The sequence below is a fragment of the Microbacterium sp. CGR1 genome (genome assembly GCF_001266755.1).
Lineage (GTDB): Bacteria > Actinomycetota > Actinomycetes > Actinomycetales > Microbacteriaceae > Microbacterium.
The window spans coordinates 3,253,021-3,274,534 of sequence record NZ_CP012299.1 but is presented as its reverse complement, the minus strand read 5'-3'; the positions used below and the strand labels follow the sequence as shown (position 1 = coordinate 3,274,534).

Annotated in this window: 22 protein-coding genes; 5 read left to right on the top strand and 17 right to left on the bottom strand. The window is 68.4% G+C overall.

Going from position 1 to position 21,514, the window contains the following annotated elements:
* The first annotated feature begins 57 nt into the window (after positions 1–57).
* Positions 58–1,056 carry a diacylglycerol/lipid kinase family protein gene (locus AKG07_RS15665; protein ID WP_053098739.1) on the top strand — a complete coding sequence of 333 codons (999 nt, stop codon included), beginning with the start codon at positions 58–60 and terminating at the stop codon, positions 1,054–1,056.
* A gap of 28 nt (positions 1,057–1,084) precedes the next feature.
* Here AKG07_RS15665 and AKG07_RS15660 read toward each other — a convergent pair whose 3' ends face one another.
* The 3 genes from AKG07_RS15660 to AKG07_RS17920 all read right to left on the bottom strand — a co-directional run bounded on the left by AKG07_RS15660 (position 1,085) and on the right by AKG07_RS17920 (position 3,612).
* Positions 1,085–1,825 carry a hypothetical protein gene (locus tag AKG07_RS15660; RefSeq protein WP_053098738.1) on the bottom strand — a complete coding sequence of 247 codons (741 nt, stop codon included), beginning with the start codon at positions 1,823–1,825 and terminating at the stop codon, positions 1,085–1,087.
* A gap of 52 nt (positions 1,826–1,877) precedes the next feature.
* Positions 1,878–3,338 (bottom strand): cardiolipin synthase, encoded by a 1,461-nt coding sequence (gene cls / locus AKG07_RS15655; RefSeq protein ID WP_053098737.1) that lies wholly within the window; start codon positions 3,336–3,338, stop codon positions 1,878–1,880.
* Positions 3,339–3,438: 100 nt separating this feature from the next.
* Positions 3,439–3,612, bottom strand: coding sequence for a hypothetical protein (locus AKG07_RS17920; RefSeq protein WP_171821981.1), 174 nt, complete (start codon positions 3,610–3,612; stop codon positions 3,439–3,441).
* 120 nt (positions 3,613–3,732) lie between these two features.
* Here AKG07_RS17920 and AKG07_RS15650 point away from each other — a divergent pair, with 120 nt between their 5' ends.
* Positions 3,733–4,851 (top strand): DUF4192 family protein, encoded by a 1,119-nt coding sequence (locus tag AKG07_RS15650; RefSeq protein WP_053098736.1) that lies wholly within the window; start codon positions 3,733–3,735, stop codon positions 4,849–4,851.
* On the opposite strand, the gene lysS is transcribed toward AKG07_RS15650, so the two are convergent.
* Entirely contained in the window at positions 4,844–6,370 is a 1,527-nt protein-coding gene (gene lysS, locus AKG07_RS15645) for a lysine--tRNA ligase (RefSeq protein ID WP_053098735.1), read from the bottom strand. The genes AKG07_RS15650 and lysS overlap by 8 nt on opposite strands.
* An 80-nt stretch (positions 6,371–6,450) precedes the next feature.
* Between lysS and AKG07_RS15640 the strand changes: the two genes are divergently transcribed.
* Entirely contained in the window at positions 6,451–8,292 is a 1,842-nt protein-coding gene (locus AKG07_RS15640) for a DUF2207 domain-containing protein (protein WP_053098734.1), read from the top strand.
* Between the two features lie 2 nt (positions 8,293–8,294).
* On the opposite strand, the gene AKG07_RS15635 is transcribed toward AKG07_RS15640, so the two are convergent.
* The 10 genes from AKG07_RS15635 to hpt form a co-directional block, all read right to left on the bottom strand.
* The gene (locus AKG07_RS15635; protein ID WP_053098733.1) at positions 8,295–8,999 is read right to left on the bottom strand and encodes a DUF2520 domain-containing protein; all 705 of its coding nucleotides are present in this window, start codon (positions 8,997–8,999) and stop codon (positions 8,295–8,297) included.
* Positions 8,992–10,827 carry a PH domain-containing protein gene (locus AKG07_RS15630; protein ID WP_082297982.1) on the bottom strand — a complete coding sequence of 612 codons (1,836 nt, stop codon included), beginning with the start codon at positions 10,825–10,827 and terminating at the stop codon, positions 8,992–8,994. The genes AKG07_RS15635 and AKG07_RS15630 overlap by 8 nt, the downstream gene beginning before the upstream one ends.
* On the bottom strand, positions 10,824–11,420 hold the full coding sequence (locus AKG07_RS15625; protein WP_053098732.1) for a PH domain-containing protein: 597 nt from the start codon (positions 11,418–11,420) through the stop codon (positions 10,824–10,826). The genes AKG07_RS15630 and AKG07_RS15625 overlap by 4 nt, the downstream gene beginning before the upstream one ends.
* Entirely contained in the window at positions 11,356–11,853 is a 498-nt protein-coding gene (locus AKG07_RS15620) for a DUF3180 domain-containing protein (RefSeq protein WP_053098731.1), read from the bottom strand. The genes AKG07_RS15625 and AKG07_RS15620 overlap by 65 nt, the downstream gene beginning before the upstream one ends.
* Positions 11,850–12,389 carry a 2-amino-4-hydroxy-6-hydroxymethyldihydropteridine diphosphokinase gene (gene folK / locus AKG07_RS15615; RefSeq protein ID WP_053098730.1) on the bottom strand — a complete coding sequence of 180 codons (540 nt, stop codon included), beginning with the start codon at positions 12,387–12,389 and terminating at the stop codon, positions 11,850–11,852. Before folK ends, AKG07_RS15620 begins: the two co-directional genes overlap by 4 nt.
* The gene (gene folB, locus AKG07_RS15610) at positions 12,386–12,778 is read right to left on the bottom strand and encodes a dihydroneopterin aldolase (RefSeq protein ID WP_053098729.1); all 393 of its coding nucleotides are present in this window, start codon (positions 12,776–12,778) and stop codon (positions 12,386–12,388) included. Before folB ends, folK begins: the two co-directional genes overlap by 4 nt.
* A gap of 3 nt (positions 12,779–12,781) precedes the next feature.
* A complete protein-coding gene (folP, locus tag AKG07_RS15605; protein WP_053098728.1) occupies positions 12,782–13,582 on the bottom strand; it encodes a dihydropteroate synthase in 801 nt (266 codons plus the stop codon).
* Positions 13,579–14,178 carry a GTP cyclohydrolase I gene (folE, locus tag AKG07_RS15600; RefSeq protein WP_053098727.1) on the bottom strand — a complete coding sequence of 200 codons (600 nt, stop codon included), beginning with the start codon at positions 14,176–14,178 and terminating at the stop codon, positions 13,579–13,581. The genes folP and folE overlap by 4 nt, the downstream gene beginning before the upstream one ends.
* A 3-nt stretch (positions 14,179–14,181) precedes the next feature.
* Positions 14,182–16,182, bottom strand: coding sequence for an ATP-dependent zinc metalloprotease FtsH (gene ftsH / locus AKG07_RS15595; protein ID WP_053098726.1), 2,001 nt, complete (start codon positions 16,180–16,182; stop codon positions 14,182–14,184).
* An 81-nt stretch (positions 16,183–16,263) separates the two neighbouring features.
* Entirely contained in the window at positions 16,264–16,815 is a 552-nt protein-coding gene (hpt, locus tag AKG07_RS15590; RefSeq protein WP_053098725.1) for a hypoxanthine phosphoribosyltransferase, read from the bottom strand.
* A 137-nt stretch (positions 16,816–16,952) separates the two neighbouring features.
* Here hpt and AKG07_RS15585 point away from each other — a divergent pair, with 137 nt between their 5' ends.
* A complete protein-coding gene (locus AKG07_RS15585; RefSeq protein ID WP_053098724.1) occupies positions 16,953–17,540 on the top strand; it encodes a DUF937 domain-containing protein in 588 nt (195 codons plus the stop codon).
* Between the two features lie 95 nt (positions 17,541–17,635).
* On the opposite strand, the gene tilS is transcribed toward AKG07_RS15585, so the two are convergent.
* The gene (tilS, locus tag AKG07_RS15580; protein WP_053099371.1) at positions 17,636–18,622 is read right to left on the bottom strand and encodes a tRNA lysidine(34) synthetase TilS; all 987 of its coding nucleotides are present in this window, start codon (positions 18,620–18,622) and stop codon (positions 17,636–17,638) included.
* Positions 18,623–18,699: 77 nt separating this feature from the next.
* Between tilS and AKG07_RS15575 the strand changes: the two genes are divergently transcribed.
* Positions 18,700–19,356 carry a TMEM175 family protein gene (locus AKG07_RS15575; RefSeq protein ID WP_053098723.1) on the top strand — a complete coding sequence of 219 codons (657 nt, stop codon included), beginning with the start codon at positions 18,700–18,702 and terminating at the stop codon, positions 19,354–19,356.
* On the opposite strand, the gene AKG07_RS15570 is transcribed toward AKG07_RS15575, so the two are convergent.
* Positions 19,323–20,120, bottom strand: a complete 798-nt coding sequence (locus AKG07_RS15570; RefSeq protein ID WP_053098722.1) for a 3-hydroxybutyrate dehydrogenase — start codon at positions 20,118–20,120, stop codon at positions 19,323–19,325. The two genes, AKG07_RS15575 and AKG07_RS15570, sit on opposite strands and share 34 nt — an antisense overlap.
* Positions 20,117–21,496, bottom strand: coding sequence for an MFS transporter (locus tag AKG07_RS15565; protein WP_053098721.1), 1,380 nt, complete (start codon positions 21,494–21,496; stop codon positions 20,117–20,119). Before AKG07_RS15565 ends, AKG07_RS15570 begins: the two co-directional genes overlap by 4 nt.
* Between the last annotated feature and the right edge of the window lie 18 nt (positions 21,497–21,514).

Below are 21,514 nucleotides of genomic sequence, written 5' to 3'. Positions count from 1 at the left end.
CGGCCCGGGCGCGTCCGCCGCGTTCGGGCGGGCCGACGCCCGGGCTAGAGTAGCGCCATGACCACGAGCGCCACCGGCCGACGCCAGGCAGCGCTCGTCTACAACCCGATCAAGGTCGACGGGAAGCAGCTGCGGGCGCGAGTCCGCGCTCTCTCGCACGAGGCCGGGTGGGAGCATCCGGCCTTCTATCCGACCACGATCGAAGATCCCGGTCAGGGTGCGACGGCCGAGGCCCTCGCACGCGGCGTGGATGTCGTGCTGGTGGCCGGCGGAGACGGCACGGTACGCGCTGTCTCCGAAGCCATCGCCAACACCGGGGTGCCGCTCGCGATCCTGCCGAGTGGCACGGGCAACCTGCTGGCGCGCAATCTCGGACTCCCGCTGGCCGATCCCGACGAGATGATCCGCGCGGCGCTGGGCGAGTTCCGCCACGCGATCGACATCGGCTGGGCGCGTCTGACGAGAGAGAGCGGGGAAGACGAGGAGCACGCCTACGTCGTGCTCGCCGGCGTCGGGCTGGATGCGGACATGATCGCCAACACGCGCCCCGACCTCAAGAAGTCGGTCGGCTGGATCGCGTACGTCGACGGCGCGGCGAGGTCGCTCGTGAGCGCCGAGCCGTTCCGATCCGTGTTCCAGATCGACGACGGCCGCCTGCACTCGACGAAGGTGCACAGCATCCTGTTCGCCAATTGCGGGACCCTGCCTGCGGGAATCGCGCTGATCCCCGACGCCTCCATCACCGACGGCGTCCTCGACGTCGCCGTGATCCAGCCGACCGGCGTCTGGGGCTGGCTCGGCGTGTGGCGCAAGATCTGGTGGGACAACTCGGTGCTGCGACGCTCGCGCGCCGGCCGTCGCGTGCTCGAGCGACGGGGCCGGGACGCATCGGTGCACTACTTCCGCGGAGCCGTCGCCGAAGCCGCGGTGACCTCTCCCACCCCGATCGAGCTCGACGGCGACGAGTTCGGGACAGCGGTGCGCATCACGTGCCGGGTCGATCCCGGGGCTCTTCTGCTGGCGCTCCCCGCCGATCACCCGGTCGCATCGCTCTGATCCACCGGGGCGCGCACTTCTTACAGCGTCAGCTGCGCACCTCGACCGTGCCGTCGAGGTTCCCGCCGACGAGCGTGAGGGTGAAGGCGTCATCATCGACGGCGTCCTCGCCGAATTCCAGGATCGTCGCGCGCGGTGCCATGTCCATGGTGCACACCTGATCGTCGTCGGTCGTGAAGGTCGCGGTGCCCGATGCACCAGATCCCTCGAGGCTCTCGACCACCGGGGGGCAGCCTGACGAGCCCCACGTGAGCAGCACCAGCGAGCCGTCATCGAACCAGCCGGCACTCGGCGCGTACTCCGTCGATGAGCCGGGGGTGCCGGTGAACGACGGGTCGCCGTCGAGCTCGACGTCGTCGACCATGTCGCCGTACGTCACCTGCAGAGTGATCTCCTTCGTCGGGTCGACTCCCTCGGGCAGTGCGCCGATGCTCGCGCGGGAGGCCAGGTCAGCGGTGCACGCCTTCTCGCCGTCCGTCTCTGACTCCGGCTCGACAAGCGTCACCGATACCGTCTGCCCCTCGGCCGTCACCGCGTCGACCTGGGGAATGCACGTCGAGGAGCCCCACGTCACCACGGCGAACATGCGGCCGTCGTCGAGCAGCGTGCCTTCGACGTCGTCCGAATCGTCGGTGCTCTGCCCGGGCCCGCTCGACGGGTTCGAGGTCGCCTGCGATCCTGTGGCCCCGGGGCCGATCGTGCACCCCGCGATCAGCAGCAGAGCGGCCAGGGACGAGAGAGCGGCGACGACACGCGACGGGGAAGCCATGCACACAGGGTACCGGCCGCGGTCTGCCGAAAGCACCCCCCCTATCGGCGCCCTATTGCAGCGCCGAGGTGAGACGGGCGAGGTTGTCGAGGACTGTCGACCGGAGCGGCTGCTGCATCCACTCCTCGAGAGTGAGCTCCCGGCTGAGCGAGCGGTAGACGTCTTCGACCGCGCGCATCTCGAGGACGAACTCCTCGCCGCGGACGAGCATCGACACCTCGAGGTTCAGACCGAACGAGCGCATGTCCATATTGCTCGAGCCGATCACGGCGACCTGGTCGTCGATGGTCAGGCTCTTCGTGTGCAGGATGTACGGCTTGCGATACATCCAGATCCGCACCCCGGCCTTCAGCAGCGCCTCGTAGTAGCTGCGCTGGGCGTGGTAGACCATCGCCTGGTCGCCCTCTTCGGAGACGAACAGCTCGACCGCGACTCCCCGGTCGACCGCTGCGGTGACCGCGAGCAGCAGCGCTTCATCCGGCACGAAGTACGGGCTGACGATCATGATCTTCTCTTTGGCCGCGTAGAGCAGCCCGAGGAACAGACGCAGGTTGTTCTCGACCTCGAACCCCGGTCCCGACGGCACGACCTGGCAGTCCAGGTCGCCCGAGCCGGCCTCGGCGTGCGAGATGTCGATCTCCTGCAGCACCTCGTCGGTCTCGCTGTACCAGTCGCTGAGGAAGATGGCGTTCACGCTCAGCACGACCGGCCCGTCGATGCGGACCATGAGGTCGACCCAGTGCAGACCCCGCTTGATGTTCTTGGGAAGGTTGTAGGTCGAGTCCGTGACGTTCTGGGAGCCCAGGAACGCGACCTTGCCGTCGACCACGAGGAGCTTGCGGTGGTTGCGCAGGTCGGGCCGCTGCATGCGTCCCTTCAGCGGCTGCACCGGCAGCATCAGGTGCCAGTTCGCGCCCATCCGATTGAGCCGGGCGACGGTCTTCCGGTACTTCGGCTTCCACCTGTTCGCCCAGTGGTCCAGCAGCACGCGGACATGCACGCCGCGTTCTGCCACCTCTTCCATCGCGCGGAAGAAGTTGTCCGTCGACGCATCGGACTGGAGGATGTAGAACTCGATGTGGACGTAGTCCTGGGCCTTGCGGATCTCGTCGGCCATCGCGTCGAGCGAGTCCTGATAGTCCGCGATCAGATGCGCGCCGTTGTCGCCGGAGATCGGCAGCGCTCCGAGACGGTGGTTCATCTCGACGAGCGGGGGAAACCAGCTCGGCGCATTCGGGCGCAGGGTGCCGAAGTGCAGGTGCTCGCTCGTCTCGGCGATGTACTCGTTGATCTGATCCTGCTTGCGACGCCGCGCTCGCGGCAGCCGTGGATTTCCGATGAGCAGGAAGAGGAACACGCCGACGAACGGGATGAAGAAGACCGCGAGCAGCCAGGCCATCGCCGCCGTGGGACGCCGGTTGCGCGGGATGATGATGATCGCCGTGATGCGGATGGTCAGGTCGAGGGCGATCAGGAACGCCGCGGTCCACCAAGCCCAGATCTCGGGCGTCATCCCTCGTCCTCTCGGCCGCTCGGCACTTCGACGCCGGGCGCTTCAGTGGGCACCGATGACGGTGCGCTGGCTACACAGTAGCCGATGGTTCCGACGCCGCTCAGGAGCGCGGCGGCAGACCGCGTGCGGCCCGCTCCTCGGCTTCGATCCGTGCGTGCACCTTGCGTTCGGTGCGATCGAACCGCAGGATTCCGCGGAGCACGAAGAAGAACACGACGCTCACCCCGATGGTCGGGATGAGCGACCATGCGGCTGCGAGCCAGAAGTTCTCCATGGCTCCATGGTACGCGACTCACTACCCCACTGCTCCTCCACACTCGGGCGCAGAAGGGGGATAGGCCATCGGCGCTGTGGAGACCGACCGCGAGCGTGCTCGTGCGATGAGACTCGCCGGATGACAACACTGCTCCGCGCTTCCGGCTCCGCTGAGTTCCTCAGCATCGTCCCCTCTCTCGCAGGCTTCACCCCGACTGAGAGCCTCGTCCTGCTGCCGTTCCGTGGCACCCGCACGTACGGCGCGATGCGACTCGACCTCCCCCGCAGCCACGACGACCTCGCCGACTACGCGGATGCCGCGGTCGGCCTCGTCTCGCGAGTCGAGCGGACGGATGCGGTCGCCCTCGTGGTCTATACGGATGACACCGTGCAGCGCACACGCGACGGGCTGGTGCTCCCCTTCGCCGTCGAGGTCGATGAAGTGCTGGGTCGGGCGGAGGACGCCGGACTGCGTATCGTCGACGCGCTCTGCGTGACCCCCGACGGGTGGTCGAGCTACCTCGACGGCGATCCGCAGGTCCGCCGTCTCGACCGCCTCGCACCCGAGGTGCCGGGCGTCGGTGACGTCTCCGGGGACCAGCTGTCCGGTGCTGCTCTTCCTGCGGTCGGCTTCGCCGGCAAGGAGCGGGTGGGGCGCGCACTGCGTGACGTCGGCGGTCTCCTCGAACGAGGCGGCACACCTGGGGCGACGGGCACGGAGAACCCTCAGGCGATCGCGGCGCTCGTGCTCCTCGAGGACATCCCGGCCTTCTTCGAGTCCGTTCTGGCATCCCCGGACGATCTGCCGCCGTTCGCCACCGCGGCCCTCCTCTGGTGCCTCGATCGCCCGCTCTTCCGAGACGTCGCGCTGACCCAATGGGCGACCGATGCGCGCGGCGGCGAGCGCACGCTCCAGGCGCAGCTCGACTTCGCGGGCGCGATGACCAGGGTGCCCGACGACCTCGGCGATGTCTTCCTCGGTCGGGGACCCACTCCTGATCCGCAGCGACTCGCAGTCGCCCTCTCACTCGTCCGCACGGCTGCCGCTCTCGCCCCGCCTGCGGCGAGACCTGCTCCGCTCACCGCTGCGGCATGGCTCTCGTGGGCACTCGGCCGCTCGAGCCATGCCGCGCAGTACCTCGATCTCGTGCGGGCGATCGATCCCGAGTACGGTCTCGCCGCGCTGCTCGCGTCGATGATCGACGCGGCGATGCTGCCGGAGTGGGCGTTCAGACGCGGCGCGACGCCCGCTATTTGACGAGGGGGAAGAGGATGGTCTCGCGGATGCCGAGCCCGGTGATCGCCATCAGCAGGCGATCGATGCCCATGCCCATGCCCCCGGACGGCGGCATGCCGTGCTCGAGCGCACGCAGGAACTCCTCATCGACCGGCATCGCCTCGACGTCACCGCGGGCAGCGAGCTTCGCCTGCTCGACGAAGCGCTCGCGCTGGATGACGGGGTCGACGAGCTCGGAGTATCCGGTCGCCAGCTCGAACCCGCGGATGTACAGATCCCACTTCTCCACGACGCCCTCGATCGAGCGGTGCTCGCGAACAAGGGGCGAGGTGTCGACGGGGAAGTCCATGACGAAGGTCGGGCGCACGAGGTCGCCCTTCACGAAGTGCTCCCACAGCTCTTCGACGAGCTTGCCGTGCGTGGCCTGAGCGGGCAGGTCCACGCCGTTCGCCTCGGCGAAGGCGATCAGGTCCTCGACCGGATCGCTCGGGGTGATCGTGCGACCGGATGCCGCCGACAGCGACTCGTACATCGAGATGCGATCCCATTCGCCACCGAGGTCGTATTCGGTGCCGTCCGCCCAGGTGACCGTGGTCGAACCGGCGACCGCGATCGCCGCCTGCTGCACCAGCTCCTGCGTCAGCGCGGCCATCTGGTTGTAGTCGCCATAGGCCTGATAGGCCTCGAGCATCGCGAACTCGGGGCTGTGGGTCGAGTCTGCGCCCTCGTTGCGGAAGTTGCGGTTGATCTCGTACACCCGCTCGATGCCACCGACCACGGCACGCTTCAGGTACAGCTCGGGCGCGATCCGCAGGTAGAGCTCCGTGTCGAACGCGTTCGAATGGGTGACGAACGGGCGAGCGGATGCTCCACCGTGCTGCACCTGCAGCATCGGGGTCTCGACCTCGAGGTAGTCGTGGCTGCCGAACGTCGCTCGCAGGCTCGCGTTCACCGCCGCACGAGCGCGGACAGTCGTGCGCGCCTGTTCGCGGACGATCAGGTCGAGGTAGCGGCTGCGGACCCGGCCCTCTTCGCTGAGCTCCGAGTACGCATTCGGCAGCGGCAGGATCGCCTTCGAGGCGATCGCCCACCCGTCGGCCATGATCGACAGCTCGCCGCGGCGGCTGGAGATCACCTCGCCGTGCACGAAGACATGATCCCCGAGGTCGACGTACTCCTTCCAATCGGCGAGTGACTGCTCCCCGACGTTCGCGAGCGAGATCATCGCCTGGATCCGCGAGCCGTCGCCGGCCTGCAGCGTCGCGAAGCACAGCTTGCCCGTATTGCGACTGAACACCACACGACCTGCGACTCCGACGACGACGCCCGTCTCGGCACCCGCCTCGAGCTCGCCGTACTCGGCGCGCAGCGCCGGGATCTGGTGAGTCACCGGCACGCTGACAGGGAACGCTCCCCCGCCGGCGTCCGCGCGGTTCGCGACCAGACGCTCGCGCTTCGCCAGGCGCACGGCCTTCTGCTCGTGGACGTCTTCTTCGGTGGCGGCGGTGGTCGTCTCGGGCGCGGCAGACGCGTCAGTCATTCGGGGCTCCTTGAAAGTCGTGTCCAGTTTACCGAGGTCCGACCCCTCACCCTGCGGTCGAGTCTGGGTAGCCTCGAAGCATGGCAGCCACCAGACTCGCCCGCACGCTCGTCACGATCGGTCTCACCGCCGCTGCACTGCTCGTGCCCACGACACCGGCAGCTGCAGCAGCAGCGGGACCAGCACCCGCCGCCGGCGCCTCGACCGCGATCCGCGCCGACGTGGACGACTTCTCCTACGCATCGTGGGATGCACGGTACGAGGTGGGTCTCGACGACGACGGCCGCTCGCACATGCACGTCACCGAGTCCCTCACGGCTCGATTCCCCGAGGTCGATCAGAACAAGGGGATCGTCCGCGGACTTCCGACGAGCTACGAGAACGCGTGGCTCGATGTGCGAGTGCTGTCGGTGACCGACGAGACCGGGGCCGACGTGCCCTACGAGACCGAGCAGGAGGACGGGCTGCTGCTGGTGCTCACCGGCGACGACGACTACGTGCGCGGACTCACGACCTACGTGATCGAATACGAGATGCGCGACGTGATCCTGGCGGCAGACTCCGGAGTCGACGAGTTCTACTGGGACCTGCTTCCTCTCGACAGCACGCAGCCCGTCGAGGACTTCCGTGCGGAGATCGTGTTCGACGAGACGATGACGGAGCGGATGACCGGAAACGCCCGCTGCTACACCGGCTACCAGGGATCGACGAACGAGTGCGACCTCGTCGCGTCGCCCGACGGCGCGCAGTTCGCTGTCGAGGCGAAAGAGCTCTCCCCCGGCGAGGGGATCACGGTCGCCGTCGGATTCGACCCCGGCACCGCTGTGCAGCCGTCGGCTCGGCAGCCCGATCCCGTGACCGACACCGTTCCCGCGATCGCGGCACTGGGCGGGCTCGGGCTCTCGGTCGGAAGCTGGATCGCCGTGTCGGCGTTCAAGAAGAAGCGACGCACATCCAGCGGCATCATCGTCGCACAGTACGACGTGCCGGATTCGCTGCCGCCACTGCTGGCCGCCGGGATCGTGCCCGGCGCCAAAGACCCGATCCCCGCAGAGATCATCCACCTCGCGGTACGCGGCCTGCTGCGCATCGAGGAGGGCACCGACGTCGAGCAGCCACGGCTGCGACGCCTTCCGGGTGGGAGGATTCCTGACGAGCTCGACGCCCGGGCACTGGATGCGCTCTTCGTCGGCGCCGACGCCGCAGGAGTCGCCGAGGTTCCGAGTTCGAGCGAGGACTTCGTCGCTCGCATGAAGACGCTGTCGCAGAGCGGCATCGAGGCAGCGGTGTCACGCGGCCTCACCACCAAGGCGCGCAGCAGGGGCGCGATGATCCTGCAGTGGTGTGCGATCGGCGTCGTGCTCGCAGGCTTCGCCCTCGGCCTCTGGGGGATCATCGGCGGACGTGTCACAGCGATTCCTGCGTTCGTCGCGATCGCGTTCGGTGTCTTCCTCGTTCTCCTGTCCTCCTTCTACGGCTTCTCGAAGCACACCGTCCTCACCGCCGAAGGCGCCCGACAGTACGAATACCTCATGGGCGTCAGGGAGTTCATCCGCGTCGCCGAAGCCGACCGACTCCGGATGCTCCAGTCGTACACGGGCGCCGAGAGGCGACAGGACGGCAGCGCGAACGTGATCGTCGTCTACGAGCGCCTGCTCCCCTACGCGATGCTGTTCGGCATGGAGAACGAATGGGGCGCCATTCTCGAGCAGGTGTACGCCTACGAGCAACGAGGCGCGTCGTGGATCGGGGATCCCAGCGCGCCCTTCGTCCGCGGTCAGCTCGTGGCGTTCGCTGCGACGTCGCACGCGTCCGCGACGTACGCGGCACCGAGTGCGAGCTCGTCGTCGAGCGCAGGCGGATCGTTCGGCGGCGGCTTCTCCGGCGGAGGCGGTGGAGGCGGCTTCTCGGGCGGTCGCTGACGTCAGAGCAGAGGGGGCGGCCCTGACGCATCGCGGAGCGCCCGTTCGACCGTCGACTGCACCAGGGCGGAGAGGTATCCCCCCGGGTTCTCGACGCCGAGTTCACCGAGGCGCGAGGTGGACTGCGCGATGATCGAGCGTGAGAACTCGGTGACGGTCTGGATCGCGTCGGCGTAGGCCTCCCGATCCGCCTCCGAGATCACGACCGGCTCGCATCCCATCTCGACTGCCAGAGCCTGTGCGATGGGAAGCACCGCCGCCGGAGCGGTGACCGCCGCATAGCTCGCCTGCAGCTGACGCAGATCGATCGATGTGCCCGTGAAGGTGATCGCCGGATGCACGGCGAGCGGGATCGCACCGCTCGAGGCCGCCGGTCGCAGCACCTCGATGCCGTGACCGGGGTCCGTGTGCAGCACGAGCTGGCCGAGCTGCCAGCCTCCGACCTCGGCGATGCCCGCGATCAGGCCCGCCAGCTGATCGTGAGGAACGGCCACCACGACCAGCTCGCTGCGACGCACGACCTCCAGCGCATCGAGGATCGGGACGTCCGGCAGCACCGCTGACGCACGGTCGTCGTCAGAGCCGCTCGTGATGCCGATGATCGCGTGTCCTGCTCCGGCGAGAGCCGCGCCGATGACCGGCCCCACTCGTCCCGCGCCGATGATGCCGACTCCGAGGCGCCCATCGCGGCGCGTCGGATCACTCACCGTTCGGAGCCGGCGGCGCGACAGGCGGAGCCGGAGGCGCGACAGGCGGAGCCGGAGGAGGCAGCGGGGCCCCGGAGACGCCTGCAGCGGCATCCGCCCCGGCGACCGGGTACCCGGGAACCTGCGCTCCCTCGGCATCCGTCACGTATTCGCCCCACCGGTGGGTGTGATCGCGCGCGGCGGCGGCGACCGCTGCCGAGCTCACCCTGTCGAGCAGGTACAGCGCGTCATCGCGTTCGAGACCCGACAGATAGCCCGTGATGAGCCCCTGCACGGAGTGCACCTGCGCACCGGACACACGCTGCGCACGGTCGATCGGCCCCTGCGAGAGCGACACTCCCTGCAGCCGGGCGAGCGGGAAGATCGCCAGCTTGCGCCAGACGATGCCACGCCGGAGCAGGAGTCCGAACTCGGTCAACGCGAAGCCGTGACGCTTCCACGACACGGGCCTGCGCCACCATGCGCGCCGAGGCATCGTCCGGTACGGGTCGCCCTCGACCGGTCCGAGAATGCCGTGCTCCCACACGAGCGGGATGTCGGCGACCGGAGCATCGGGAAGGATCAGCGCGAGCACGCGTTCGACATCGGCGCGCTTGCCGACCGGCAGCACGACGCTGAACTGCTGGGCCGAACCCGACGACTGCTGAGCGGCGCTCTTGCCGCTCATGCGGTTGATCCTGATGGTCCACCAGCCGAACGGCCGCCACAGCAGCGACTGCGTGACCTCCACGGCGAAGATGCGTCCAGGCGGCAGCGTCTCGGTCACGGTCGTCAGCAGACCGTACGTGATCCGCACGCCGTCGGGCGTCGGGGCGATCGAGTAGCGCAGCGACTTCGAGATCTGCGCCCAGGTGATTCCGACGATCGCGATGATCATGGGGATCGCGATGCCCAGCGTGATCCCGAGACCGAGGAACCCGCCGATGGGGTCTCCGTCGATCAGCGAGCCGATCGCGACGCCGCCGACCGCGACCCCGAAGATGATCCCGAAGAAGATGAGCCAGAGGACGCTCGAGATGAGCTGGGAGCCGACGAGACGCCCCGTCGGGATCTTCACCACACTCTCGGGCTCGACGTCGGCGAGGTCGACGCCGCTGATCAGATCGTTGACGCCGGCGTTCATCGATCCGACGAGCTGTGCCCGTGCCGAACCGGGCGCGACCGTCCCCGAGCCTGCGGCGTCAGAGGAGCGCACGCCGGCCGCGGCGTCCGCAGCTGTGAGTCTGGCTGCGCGCGCACCCGAGGCGAGGCGCAGGATGTCGGTGCGCACCGCCTCTGCGCGCGGAGTCGCGAGGTATTCGAGCTCGACGTTGGAATCGGTGCCGGCACCGACGACCTCGAGCTTCGCGAGTCCGATGATGCGCGCGGGGAACGGACGGGTGAGGTTGACGCCCTGCACCCGGTCGAGCGGAGCGCGACGGTGCGAGCGGAAGACGATGCCCTTGCGGACCTCGACGTGGTCCCCCGTGATCCGGAACTGCTGGAAGCGCCAGACGAACCAGAAGATGAGGACGAGGACGACGACCAGTCCGAGCACGCTGAGCAGCACGATGACGATGAGGTTGTTCTGCAGCACCCAGTCGACGGGATCCCCGCCGCTGTAGTCGTACTGCGCCTCTTCGGGGGTGAAGAGGTCGACGAACCAGGCGATCAGACGGTCGCGAAGGTTGGCGATCGCGATGCCCGCGATGATGATGAGGGCCAGCCCGCCCTTGAAGAGCGGGGTGAGCGGATGCATCCGATGCCACTCGCCGTCGGCGAGGGTCTCGCGCCCGGTGGCCGCGCTGGGCCGCTCTCCCGTCGGTGCCGGCGGCTGGTGCTCGCTCACAGGCCCGTCCGGCGAGTCTCGGCGACCTCGATCAGGGTGTCCCGCAGCGCTTCCGCCGCCGTCTGGGTGAGACCGGGGATCTGCACTCCGGTCGTCGCAGCGGCGGTGACCATCTTCAGCTGGGAGATGCCGAACGCGCGGTCCAGCGGCCCCTGGGTGATGTCGACGAGCTGCATGCGTCCGTAGGGCACGGCGATCATGCGCTGCCAGAGGATGCCCTTGCGGAAGACGATGTCGTCTTCGCGGAGCATGTATCCGATGGCCCTCGCCTGCCTCGGCAGGATGACCATGGTGATCAGCGTGATGAGCACGACGACACCCGCCGGGATCCACGCCCAGGTCTGATGCAGCACGAGCGCGAGAACCGCCGCGACCGCGAGGACGACGGCGATGAAGATCAGGTTCTGCACGTTCTGCGAGACCACGTAGCGAGGGGAGATCTGATGCCAGGTCCCGTCGAGCTCGAGTCTCGCCTCGCTGCGCGCGGTGCGCAGCTGCGGGTACGTGCCCTGGTCGAGGGCCGCGCGGTCAGTGACCTCCGCCGAGTTCAGCGGGGCCGGGATCCCCGGCTCGATCTCTGGGTTCTGAGTCATCAGGATCCTTCGGAAGTATGCAGAACTGTTCGGCGATGAGCGCGGCGACGGCCAGCACGACCGCGCTTCCGATCAGTGCCAGCATCGCCACAGTCGACCCTACCGGGGGATCGATCGGCCGGGAGAGGAGGAACGCCAAGAGGCCCGCTCCGAACCCCGCCATGATCGCCCCGACGAGACTGGACGCGCGGGCCAGCGTCACCGCGCGCGTCGCACGGAACGGATCGATGCGGACGCCGTTGCGAACACTCGCGCGCACGGGCCAGGCGACGCCCAGCGAGGCTGCGCCGATGAGCAGGAGCAGCACGGGCAGCAGCAACGACGGCGTGAAGGTCGTGCGGCCCATCGCCGTCAGCATGTGGTCAAGGACGAAGCCCCCGCCGGCGGCGAGCACGGCGAGGAGCACGAGGAGTCCGATCGAGGTGCGCTTCATCGCTGCTCCCGGCGTCGCAGATCCGCGACGAGGTCGGCGACCCGACCCGCACCGGGAAGCACTGCGTCGCGATCGAGTTCGAGCCACGGCTCGAGGACGAACAACCTCTCGAACGCACGGGGATGCGGCAGCTGCAGTCCGTCACCCTCCGCCGACTCGTCACCGTAGGCGATCAGGTCAAGGTCGAGTGTCCGATCGCCCCATCTCTCCAGGCGCTCGCGGCCGTACTCGTCTTCGATCGCGTGCAGCATGCCGAGCAGGATCGACGGAGCGAGGCGGGTGGTGACCAGGGCGACCGCGTTCACATACCCCGGGGCGTCGGGATCCGGCCCGTCGAGCCGCAGCGCGACGGTTTCGATCAACGAGGACAACCGCACGTCTCTGACCAACGGCAGTCGCGAGATGCGCTCGGCGGCGGCGCGGATCGTGCCTTCGCGATCACCGAGATTCGCGCCGAAGGCGACGACCGCGACGGCATCCTCGCGCCCGGGTCGCGGGCCGGGGAGACTCGGCGGGTTCGCCAGATTGCGACTCATCGCGACTCCTCCTCGGCGAACTGCTGTCGCGCCCGGTGCACGGTGACGGCGACGTCCGAGAAGGTCAGGGCGATCGGAGCATGCGGCTTGTGCACCGTGACGGTGGCGGAGTGCACCCGGGCGTCGGCGAGCGCGACAGCCGCGATGCGATCGGCGAGCGTCTCGATGAGGTTCACCGGCTCGCCCGCGACGACCTCTGCGACTCTCTCGGCGAGCTCTCCGTAGTGCACCGTGTCGGCCACGTCGTCCGATGACGCCGCATCGTCCAGCGGCATCCGAAGGCGCAGATCGATCGTGAACTCCTGACCGTTCTCCCGCTCGTGGTCGTACACGCCGTGCCGACCGAACACGGTCAGTCCGGTGAGGACGATCTCGTCGAGGACATCCATGGTTCATCCCTCCCAGGCATGCACGATGGCCAGCGCATCGCGGGTGGCACCGACATCGTGGACTCTGACGGCCCAGACGCCGGCGCGGGCGGCGAGGGCGCTCGTGACTGCTGTCGCGAGGTCGCGACGCGCCTCGGACACCGCCGCAGGGTCGGCGCCGATGGTCTCCGCGAGGAACCTCTTCCGGGAGGTGCCCACGAGCACGCGTGGCCCCAGCGCGACGATCTCGTCGAGGCCGCGGAGGACGCCCCAGTTCTGGCCGCCCTTCTTCGAGAATCCGATCCCCGGGTCGACGATCAGGCGCGACGGCGCGATGCCCGCAGCCGCGGCCTCGCCCATGCGCTCGCGGACCTCTCCCGCGACCTCGCGGGCGGCACGACGATACTCGGCGTGCTCGTACATATCAGCGGAGAAACCACGCCAGTGGCCGATCGCATAGTCCGCGCCGGACTCGGCGACCGCAGCCAGCATGTCGGGGTCGGCAAGGCCGCCGGAGACGTCGTTGACGATCCGAGCGCCCGCTCGGACAGCCGCCGCCGCAGTCGACGCGTTGATGGTGTCGATGCTCACAGGCGCGCCCTCAGCGACGAGACGCTCGATCACGGGGAGCACGCGCTCCTGCTCGATCTCCGCACCCACGCGCTCGGCTCCCGGCCTCGTCGACTCGCCGCCGACGTCGAGCACGGTGGCTCCCTCGGTCCGCAGCCGCAGGCCGTGTTCGACGGCCCGATCCACGTCGAGATACCGACCGCCGTCGCTGAACGAGTCGGGCGTGACGTTGACGATCCCCCAGATCCCCGTCATGCGTGCCCCGCGCTCGGGGCGCCGATCAGCGCGATGAGCTCAGCCCTCGCGATCGGGTCCGTGTACTCGCCGCGGGCGGCGATCGTCAGCGTGGACGCCTCCGGCTGCCGTCCTCCGCGCATCGTCACACAGCCGTGGCTGGCGTCGAGCACGACGAGCACTCCGCGGGTGTCGAGGTGCTCCGCGATCGTGTCGGCGATCTGCTCGCCAAGTCGTTCCTGCACCTGGGGGCGGGTGGCGAGGATCTCGACGACGCGCACGAGCGCGCCCAGCCCGACCACCTGCTCGCCCGGGAGGTAGGCGATGTGCGCGCGCCCCGCGAACGGCAGCAGATGGTGCTCGCACACCGACCGGAATCGGATGTCCCGCAGCAGCACGGCGCCCGAGGGGAGCGTGTCGGGCGCGGGACCCCGGGCGACGCTGATCGTGTGCGCGAGAGGCGCTGCAGGGTCTTCGCCGACCCCGGCGAAGAACTCCGCATACAGATCGCCCATCCGCGTCGGCGTCTGCTTCAGCCCGGGACGGTCAGGGTCTTCGCCGATCGCCTCGAGCAGTTCCCTGGTGAGTCGCTCGACACGCGCGCGGTCGACAGACACGGGTCAGGCCGTCGCTGGTCGAGCCTGACCGGCTCCCGCCGATCCTGGCTGTGTGCGCGGAGCCGACGCCGGCGCCTGGATCGAAGCGGCCAGCGAGACGTCCTTCTTCGGGACCTCGATCGGAGGACGCTCCGAGACGGGGCGGTCTTCGCTCGAGAGCCACAGCGGACGTTCGGGGAGCTTCTTCACCTCGGTGAAGATCTCGGCGATCTGGTTGTGGTCCAGCGTCTCCTCCTCGAGGAGGGCCAGAGCGAGCCTGTCGAGGATGTCGCGGTTGGCGCTGATGACCTCGTACGCCTCGTTGTGCGCCTGCTCGATGAGTGCGCGCACCTCGGCATCCACCCGCTCCGCGACCTTCTCGGAGTACTCGCGGCCACGGCCCATGTCGCGCGCGACGAACATGTCGCCACCCTCGGAACCGAGCTTGACCGGACCCACCTGGGTGGTCATGCCGTACTCGATGACCATCTTGCGGGCGATCGAGGTCGCCTTCTCGATGTCGTTCGAGGCACCGGTGGTCGGGTCGTGGAAGATGATCTCCTCGGCGACGCGGCCACCCATCGCGTACGTGAGCTGATCCTGCAGCTCGTTGCGCGTGACGGAGTACTTGTCGTCGAGCGGCAGCACCATCGTGTAGCCGAGGGCCTTGCCGCGAGGCAGGATCGTGATCTTCGTCACAGGGTCGGTGTAGTTCATCGCCGCAGCTGCGAGAGCGTGACCGCCCTCGTGATACGCGGTGATGAGCTTCTCCTTGTCCTTCATCACGCGGGTGCGACGCTGAGGGCCGGCGATCACACGGTCGATGGCCTCGTCGAGCGCGCGGTTGTCGACCAGCTGCGCATTCGAGCGGGCGGTCAGCAGCGCGGCCTCATTGAGGACGTTCGCGAGATCGGCACCCGTGAATCCGGGAGTCTTGCGGGCGACGACCTCGAGGTCGACGCTCTTCGACAGCGGCTTGCCCTTGCCGTGCACCTCGAGGATCTTCTGGCGGCCGCGGAGGTCAGGGGCGTCGACGCCGATCTGGCGGTCGAAGCGGCCCGGACGCAGCAGCGCGGGGTCGAGGATGTCGGGACGGTTCGTCGCGGCGATCACGATGACGTTCGCGTTCGGGTCGAAGCCGTCCATCTCGACGAGCATCTGGTTGAGCGTCTGCTCGCGCTCGTCGTTTCCGCCGCCCATGCCGGCACCGCGGTGACGACCGACGGCGTCGATCTCATCGATGAAGATGATGGCGGGAGAGTTCTCCTTCGCCACGTTGAACAGGTCGCGCACTCGCGATGCGCCGACACCGACGAACATCTCGACGAAGTCGGAACCCGAGATCGAGTAGAACGGGGCTCCCGCCTCGCCGGCGACCGCGCGGGCGAGCAGCGTCTTTCCGGTTCCGGGAGGGCCGTACAGCAGCACGCCCTTCGGGATGCGGGCACCGATGGCCTGGAACTTGGCCGGGTCCTGCAGGAACTCCTTGATCTCGTGGAGCTCCTCGATCGCCTCGTCCGCACCGGCGACGTCGGCGAAGGTGACGGTCGGGGTCTCCTTGTTGACGAGCTTGGCCTTGGACTTGCCGAACTGCATGACCTTGCCGCCGCCGCCCTGCATCGACGACAGGAGCCACCAGAACAGCAGGCCGAGCAGCACGAGAGGAAGAAGAAGGGAGAGGATGCCGTCGAACCAGGTCGCACGCGGAACGGCATCGTTGAAGCCGTCCTTCGGGTCGGCGTCGTTGATCGCCGTGACCACTTCTTCGGCCCGGGCGTCGACGTAGTAGAACTGCACCTTGTCCGCGCCCTCGAAGGCCTTGGACAGGGTCATGTCGACCCGCTGGTCGCCGTCGGTGTTGACGACCTCGGTCACCGTCTTGCCGCCGAGCAGCTCGAGACCCTCCTGGGTCGTGATCTGCTTGGGGGCGCCGAGGTTCGAGATCAGCAGGAAGCCGCCGAACAGCAGCAGTCCGATCAGAGCGACGTAGATCAGCGGGTTCCGCGTGAGCTTCTTGACATCCATGGTCGGATCAGCGTATCGCGCGCGCCCTAGGTGGCCGCTGTGCGTTCACCCACGGCGTAGCGGGTGCGCCGGACCGTCCGCTCAGCTGTAGACGTGCGGGGCCAGCACGGCCACATCGCGCAGGTTGCGGTAGCGCTCGTCGTAGTCGAGGCCGTAGCCGACCACGAAGTCGGTCGGGATGTCGAAGCCGACGTACTTGCAGTCGATGACCACCTTCGCGGCCTCGGGCTTGCGGAGGAGGGCGAGCACCTCGATGGACTCCGCGCCGCGCGACTCGAAGTTCTCGAGCAGCCAGCTGAGGGTCAGACCCGAGTCGATGATGTCCTCGACGATCAGCACGTGCTTGCCGTTCAGGTCGGTGTCGAGGTCCTTGCGGATCTGCACGACACCACTCGACTTGGTGCTCGCACCGTAGCTCGAGACGGCCATCCAGTCCATCGGAGCGTGGAACGGAAGTGCGCGAGCGAAGTCGGCCATGACCATGACCGCGCCCTTGAGCACGCCGACGAGGATGATCTCCTTGCCCTCGTAATCGATCGCCACCTGGGCCGCGAGCTCATCGAGCTTCGCGATGATCTCCTCCTCTGTGACGAGGATCTGAGCAAGGTCGTCCTGGATCTCCGCGGCGCGCATGGATCGATTTTAGGCGACGCATCACCATGGTTCTGCACAGCATCCGCAGATCGTCGACCAGAATTCCGGATGCGCGCCGGCATCCCCACTACTCTGACGGTGTGACGGGCGGACGCCCCGGACGGAAGGATTCACCCATGGCTCTCGACGACATCCTGAAGCAGGTCCCGATCGACGACATCGCCGCGAAGCTCGGAGTCTCCCCCGACGTCGCCAAGGAGGCGGTCGAACAGGGCGGAGCGGTGCTGCTCGGCGGCCTCGCCAAGAACGCCTCGACCGCCGAGGGCTCCTCCGCGATCGAGAACGCGCTCAAGCGCCACGAGGGACGGACCGGTGCGGCGAAGGTCGACGACATCGATCAGACCGACGGCGGCAAGATCGTCTCGCACATCCTCGGCGACGACGAGCAGAAGGTCACCCAGAAGCTCACCGAATCGAAGGAGACCGCCGGCATCGACTTCGGCAAGCTCCTTCCGATCCTCGCTCCGATCGTGATGGGCCTGATCGCCAACGCCACCAAGGACAAGTCCGCGAAGTCCGCGCCTGCAGAGTCGCAGTCGGGCGGCGGCGGAATCGGTGACGTCATCGGCGGCATCCTCGGCGGCGGCTCCACGGGCGGCGGCGGAATCGGAGACATCCTCGGCGGCCTCCTCGGCGGCGGAAGCTCGTCGGGCGGCGGCGGAATCGGAGACATCCTCGGCGGCCTGCTGGGCGGAAAGAAGTAGCCCCCGCCAGCCTGCCGGACGACACCCCTGCGGCCCCCTCCTGAGGAGGCGACCGCGGGAGTTCTCCGTCGCCGCGAGGAGTGGGATGCCGCGGCTCAGCGCGCGGTGAACACGATGCGACCGCCCGCTCGAGCCGCCGAGCACCCCGGCAGATCGATGGGCCCCTGACCCGACCAGTCGATCGCCAGACGAGCGACCTCGAGGGTCTGCGATCGGGTCAGGCTCACGCCGAACTCGCTGTCGACCACGAGTCGGATGATGCGGTTGCGGAGAGCGGCGGGGTTCGCGGCGAGTGCGGCGACGCTCACGGAGATCCCCGCCTCGGCGTGCTCGACGATGTCCTCGATCGTCTCGTGGATCATCTCGTCGAACGCCTCGGCGTCTTCGCGCAGCTGCTCGGCGGTGCGCGCGAGCGCCTCGGCGATGCCGGGGCCGAGCTCGGTCTCGAGCACCGGAAGGACCCGGTCGCGCACCCGCACCCGGGCGAACCGATCCTCTGTGTTGTGCGGGTCGTCCCAGACCTCGAGATCGGATTCCGCGCAGAACGCTCGTGTGGTCTCGCGCCGCACCCCGAGCATCGGGCGCACCCAGCGCAGTCCGTCATCGTCCTCTCGCACGGGAGCCATCCCCTGCAGGCTCGCGGCGCCGGATCCGCGTGCGAGACCGAGCAGCACCGTCTCGGCCTGGTCGTCGAGCGTATGCCCGAGGATCACGGCCGCCGCACCGGCATCCGTCGCGGCGTCCTTCAGCACCCGGTACCGCGCGTCTCGCGCCGCTGCCTCAGGGCCTCCGTCAGCGCCGACCTCCACGCGCACGACCAGCGCGTCGAGCCCCAGCGCGGCCGCCGCTCTCGCAGCGCGCGCGGCGACGGCATCCGACCCGTTCTGCAGCCCATGGTCGACGGTGAGCGTGCCCACCCGAAGCCCGAGCTTGGGCGCCTCGAAAGCGGTCGCCGCGGCGAGCGCGAGGGAGTCCGCTCCCCCGGAGAGAGCGACGACGACTGTCGACCCCTCGGGCAGATCGGCGAGCGCGGTGCGCACGGCGAGGCGGATCTCGGCGATGACGGGAGAGAGCGACGGCACAGACCAACGGTAGATCACGGGGACGGATCACCGCACAGCGCTCGCGCTCGACGGGCATCGCGCTCTAGCCTGGCGCCGTGACGGATCACGTGCTGCGGTTCAGGACCGAACGATTCAAGGCGTTCGTCGACGCGGTCGTCGCCATCGCGATGACGCTGCTGATCCTGCCGCTGATGGAGTCCGTGTCCGAGGCCGCCGCCGGAGGTCTGGGCACCGCCGAGTTCTTGCAGGAGCATGCAGGACAGCTGCTGAGCTTCGGGCTGAGTTTCGTCCTCATCGCCAATTTCTGGATGGGGCACCACCGACAGTACGACGAGGTCACGCGGATCACGAGACCGCTTCTCTGGCTCAACGTGGCCTGGATGGCGACGATCGTCTGGCTGCCGGTGCCTACGGCGATGCTCGGTCAGATGGACACCGACCCACTGCAGGTGGTCCTCTACATCGGCACGCTCATCGCCACGCAGATCACCACGCTCGGCGCGCGCATCTATCTGCTGCGGCACCCTGACCTGACGAAGACGCCGCCCTCCCGCATCCGTCACGGTGCCGCCGCCGACATCGCCTCGATCCTGCTCTCGGCGGTGGCGATGCTGCTGGCGAGCAGCCTCGGAGGGGTGGGGTACCTCGCCCTGCTGCTGCTCTGGCTCACCGGACCTCTGTCATCGCTCCTGGATCGACTCTGGACGCGGCTCGTTCCTCATCGCGCCGACCAGCCGCCGTCCATCGCGTAGCTCGCCCCGGTGACCATCGACGCCTCGTCGCTCGCCAGCCAGGCGACCAGCGATGCCACCTCGTCGGGCTCGATCAGGCGCTTGATCGCGCTTTCGGTCAGCATGATCTTCGCCAGCACCTCGGCTTCAGGGATGCCGTGCACACGCGCCTGGTCGGACAGCTGCTTCTCGACCAACGCCGTGCGCACGTAGCCGGGGTTGACGCAGTTGCTGGTGACGCCGTGCTCCCCTCCTTCGAGCGCGGTGGCCTTCGACAGTCCCTCCAGCCCGTGCTTGGCCGCGACGTAGGCGGACTTGTAGGGCGATGCGCGCAGTCCGTGCACCGATGAGACGTTCACGATGCGGCCGAACCCGTTCGCGTACATCTCCGGCAGAGCCGCGCGGATCAGCAGGAACGGAACCTCTAACATGAGGGTCACGATCTGTCGGAAGTCCTCGGGATCGAAATCCTGGATCGGGCTGATGTGCTGGATCCCGGCGTTGTTCACCAGGATGTCGACACCGGCCAGCACGTCGGCCAGCCGGTCGTCGGTGACGGCGGCCGGCTCCAGCAGATCGACCACCCAGCTCGAGCCTCCGACCTCGGCCGCGGCGGCCTCGCACTGCGCGCGATCCTTGTCTGCGACCACGACGTGAGCGCCACGCGCGGCCAATGCTCGCACGACCGCCAGGCCGATCCCGCTGGCGCCTCCCGTCACCAGGGCTCGGCGGCCGCTCAGCGACAGACCGGCCCCACCCGGCCTCTCGATGCTTCGCTCGGTCATGCCGCGCTCACCCGGGGAGTGTTCAGCCCGTGCTTGCGTGCATCCGCGTCATCGATGTCGTGCAGGGACACCCCGCGGGTCTCCTTGAGGGTGACCACCGCGACCGCGGTGACGGCGCAAGCTGCCGCGACGTAGATCGCCACCGGCAGCCACGAGCCGAAGTCCTGCAGCAGGGCCGTGGCGATGATCGGCGCGAGCGAGCCCGCGACGATCGAGGTGACCTGGTACCCCAGGGAGACGCCGGAATAGCGCATGCGGGTCGGGAACATCTCGGCCATGATCGCCGGCTGCCCCGCATACATGAGCGCGTGGAAGCACAGACCGATCGTGACCGCCGCGATGATCACGAACGGGTTCTGGGTGTCGAACATCGGGAATGCGAAGAACGCCCAGCTGGCTCCGAGCACCGCGCCGGCGAGGTAGACGGGCTTGCGTCCCCAGGCGTCCGAGAGCCGGCCGACCTGCGGGATCACGACGAAGTGGATGGCATGCGCGACCAGAAGCGCCAGCAGCAGCTGACTCGTGTCGTAGGCGTGCACCGTCTTCAGGTACACGATCGTGAACGAGACGATGATGTAGTACAGGATGTTCTCCGCGAAGCGCAGGCCCATGGCTCCGAAGATGCCGCGCGGGTACTTGCGCACGACCTCGAGGACTCCGTAGCTCACGGCCTTGTCGGCCTCGACCTGTGCGCGGGCCTCGAGGAAGATGGGCGCCTCGCTGACGTGCCGGCGGATGTAGTAGCCGATGACGACGACGATCGCCGAGACCCAGAACGCCACGCGCCATCCCCAGCTCAGGAACTGGTCGGCGGGAAGCGCCCAGGACATGCCGAGCAGCACCAGGGTCGCCAGCAGGTTGCCCACCGGGACGGCGGCCTGGGGCCAGCTCGACCAGAACGCGCGAGACCTGTCGGGGCTCTGCTCGGCGACCAGCAGCACGGCACCGCCCCATTCACCGCCGACGGCGAACCCCTGGATGAATCGCAGGAGCACGAGCAGCGTCGGCGCCCAGTAGCCGATCGAATCGAAGCCGGGCAGGCACCCCATCAGGAAGGTCGCGACCCCGACGAGGATGATGGTGATCTGCAGGGTGTGCTTGCGGCCGAGCTTGTCGCCTATCTGGCCGAACACGATGCCGCCGAGCGGTCGGGCGATGAATCCGACCGCGTAGGTCAGGAATGCGGCGATGATGCCGTCGAGCTCGGTGCCGGCGTTGGGGAAGAAGAAGGTGCCGAACACGAGCGATGCGGCGGTGGCGTAGAGGAAGAACTCGTACCACTCCACCACCGTGCCCACCATCGAGGCGGCCACGATCTTCTTCAGCCCGGATGTTCGGGTCTCGACCTGCGAGTCGACCGGTTGCTCGACGCCCATGAATGCACTCCTTCGTGT

What these genes read in the sequence shown, in the direction of transcription:
- AKG07_RS15640 (WP_053098734.1), top strand. Translation starts at nt 6,451, where the DNA reads ATGGCAGCCACCAGACTCGCCCGCACGCTCGTCACGATCGGTCTCACC.
- folK (WP_053098730.1), bottom strand. Translation starts at nt 12,389, where the DNA reads ATGAGTCGCAATCTGGCGAACCCGCCGAGTCTCCCCGGCCCGCGACCC.
- folB (WP_053098729.1), bottom strand. Translation starts at nt 12,778, where the DNA reads ATGGATGTCCTCGACGAGATCGTCCTCACCGGACTGACCGTGTTCGGT.
- AKG07_RS15650 (WP_053098736.1), top strand. Translation starts at nt 3,733, where the DNA reads ATGACAACACTGCTCCGCGCTTCCGGCTCCGCTGAGTTCCTCAGCATC.
- AKG07_RS15570 (WP_053098722.1), bottom strand. Translation starts at nt 20,120, where the DNA reads ATGACCGAGCGAAGCATCGAGAGGCCGGGTGGGGCCGGTCTGTCGCTG.
- AKG07_RS15620 (WP_053098731.1), bottom strand. Translation starts at nt 11,853, where the DNA reads ATGAAGCGCACCTCGATCGGACTCCTCGTGCTCCTCGCCGTGCTCGCC.
- AKG07_RS17920 (WP_171821981.1), bottom strand. Translation starts at nt 3,612, where the DNA reads ATGGAGAACTTCTGGCTCGCAGCCGCATGGTCGCTCATCCCGACCATC.
- AKG07_RS15565 (WP_053098721.1), bottom strand. Translation starts at nt 21,496, where the DNA reads ATGGGCGTCGAGCAACCGGTCGACTCGCAGGTCGAGACCCGAACATCC.
- AKG07_RS15625 (WP_053098732.1), bottom strand. Translation starts at nt 11,420, where the DNA reads ATGACTCAGAACCCAGAGATCGAGCCGGGGATCCCGGCCCCGCTGAAC.
- AKG07_RS15660 (WP_053098738.1), bottom strand. Translation starts at nt 1,825, where the DNA reads ATGGCTTCCCCGTCGCGTGTCGTCGCCGCTCTCTCGTCCCTGGCCGCT.
- AKG07_RS15665 (WP_053098739.1), top strand. Translation starts at nt 58, where the DNA reads ATGACCACGAGCGCCACCGGCCGACGCCAGGCAGCGCTCGTCTACAAC.
- hpt (WP_053098725.1), bottom strand. Translation starts at nt 16,815, where the DNA reads ATGCGCGCCGCGGAGATCCAGGACGACCTTGCTCAGATCCTCGTCACA.
- folP (WP_053098728.1), bottom strand. Translation starts at nt 13,582, where the DNA reads ATGACGGGGATCTGGGGGATCGTCAACGTCACGCCCGACTCGTTCAGC.
- AKG07_RS15585 (WP_053098724.1), top strand. Translation starts at nt 16,953, where the DNA reads ATGGCTCTCGACGACATCCTGAAGCAGGTCCCGATCGACGACATCGCC.
- ftsH (WP_053098726.1), bottom strand. Translation starts at nt 16,182, where the DNA reads ATGGATGTCAAGAAGCTCACGCGGAACCCGCTGATCTACGTCGCTCTG.
- lysS (WP_053098735.1), bottom strand. Translation starts at nt 6,370, where the DNA reads ATGACTGACGCGTCTGCCGCGCCCGAGACGACCACCGCCGCCACCGAA.
- cls (WP_053098737.1), bottom strand. Translation starts at nt 3,338, where the DNA reads ATGACGCCCGAGATCTGGGCTTGGTGGACCGCGGCGTTCCTGATCGCC.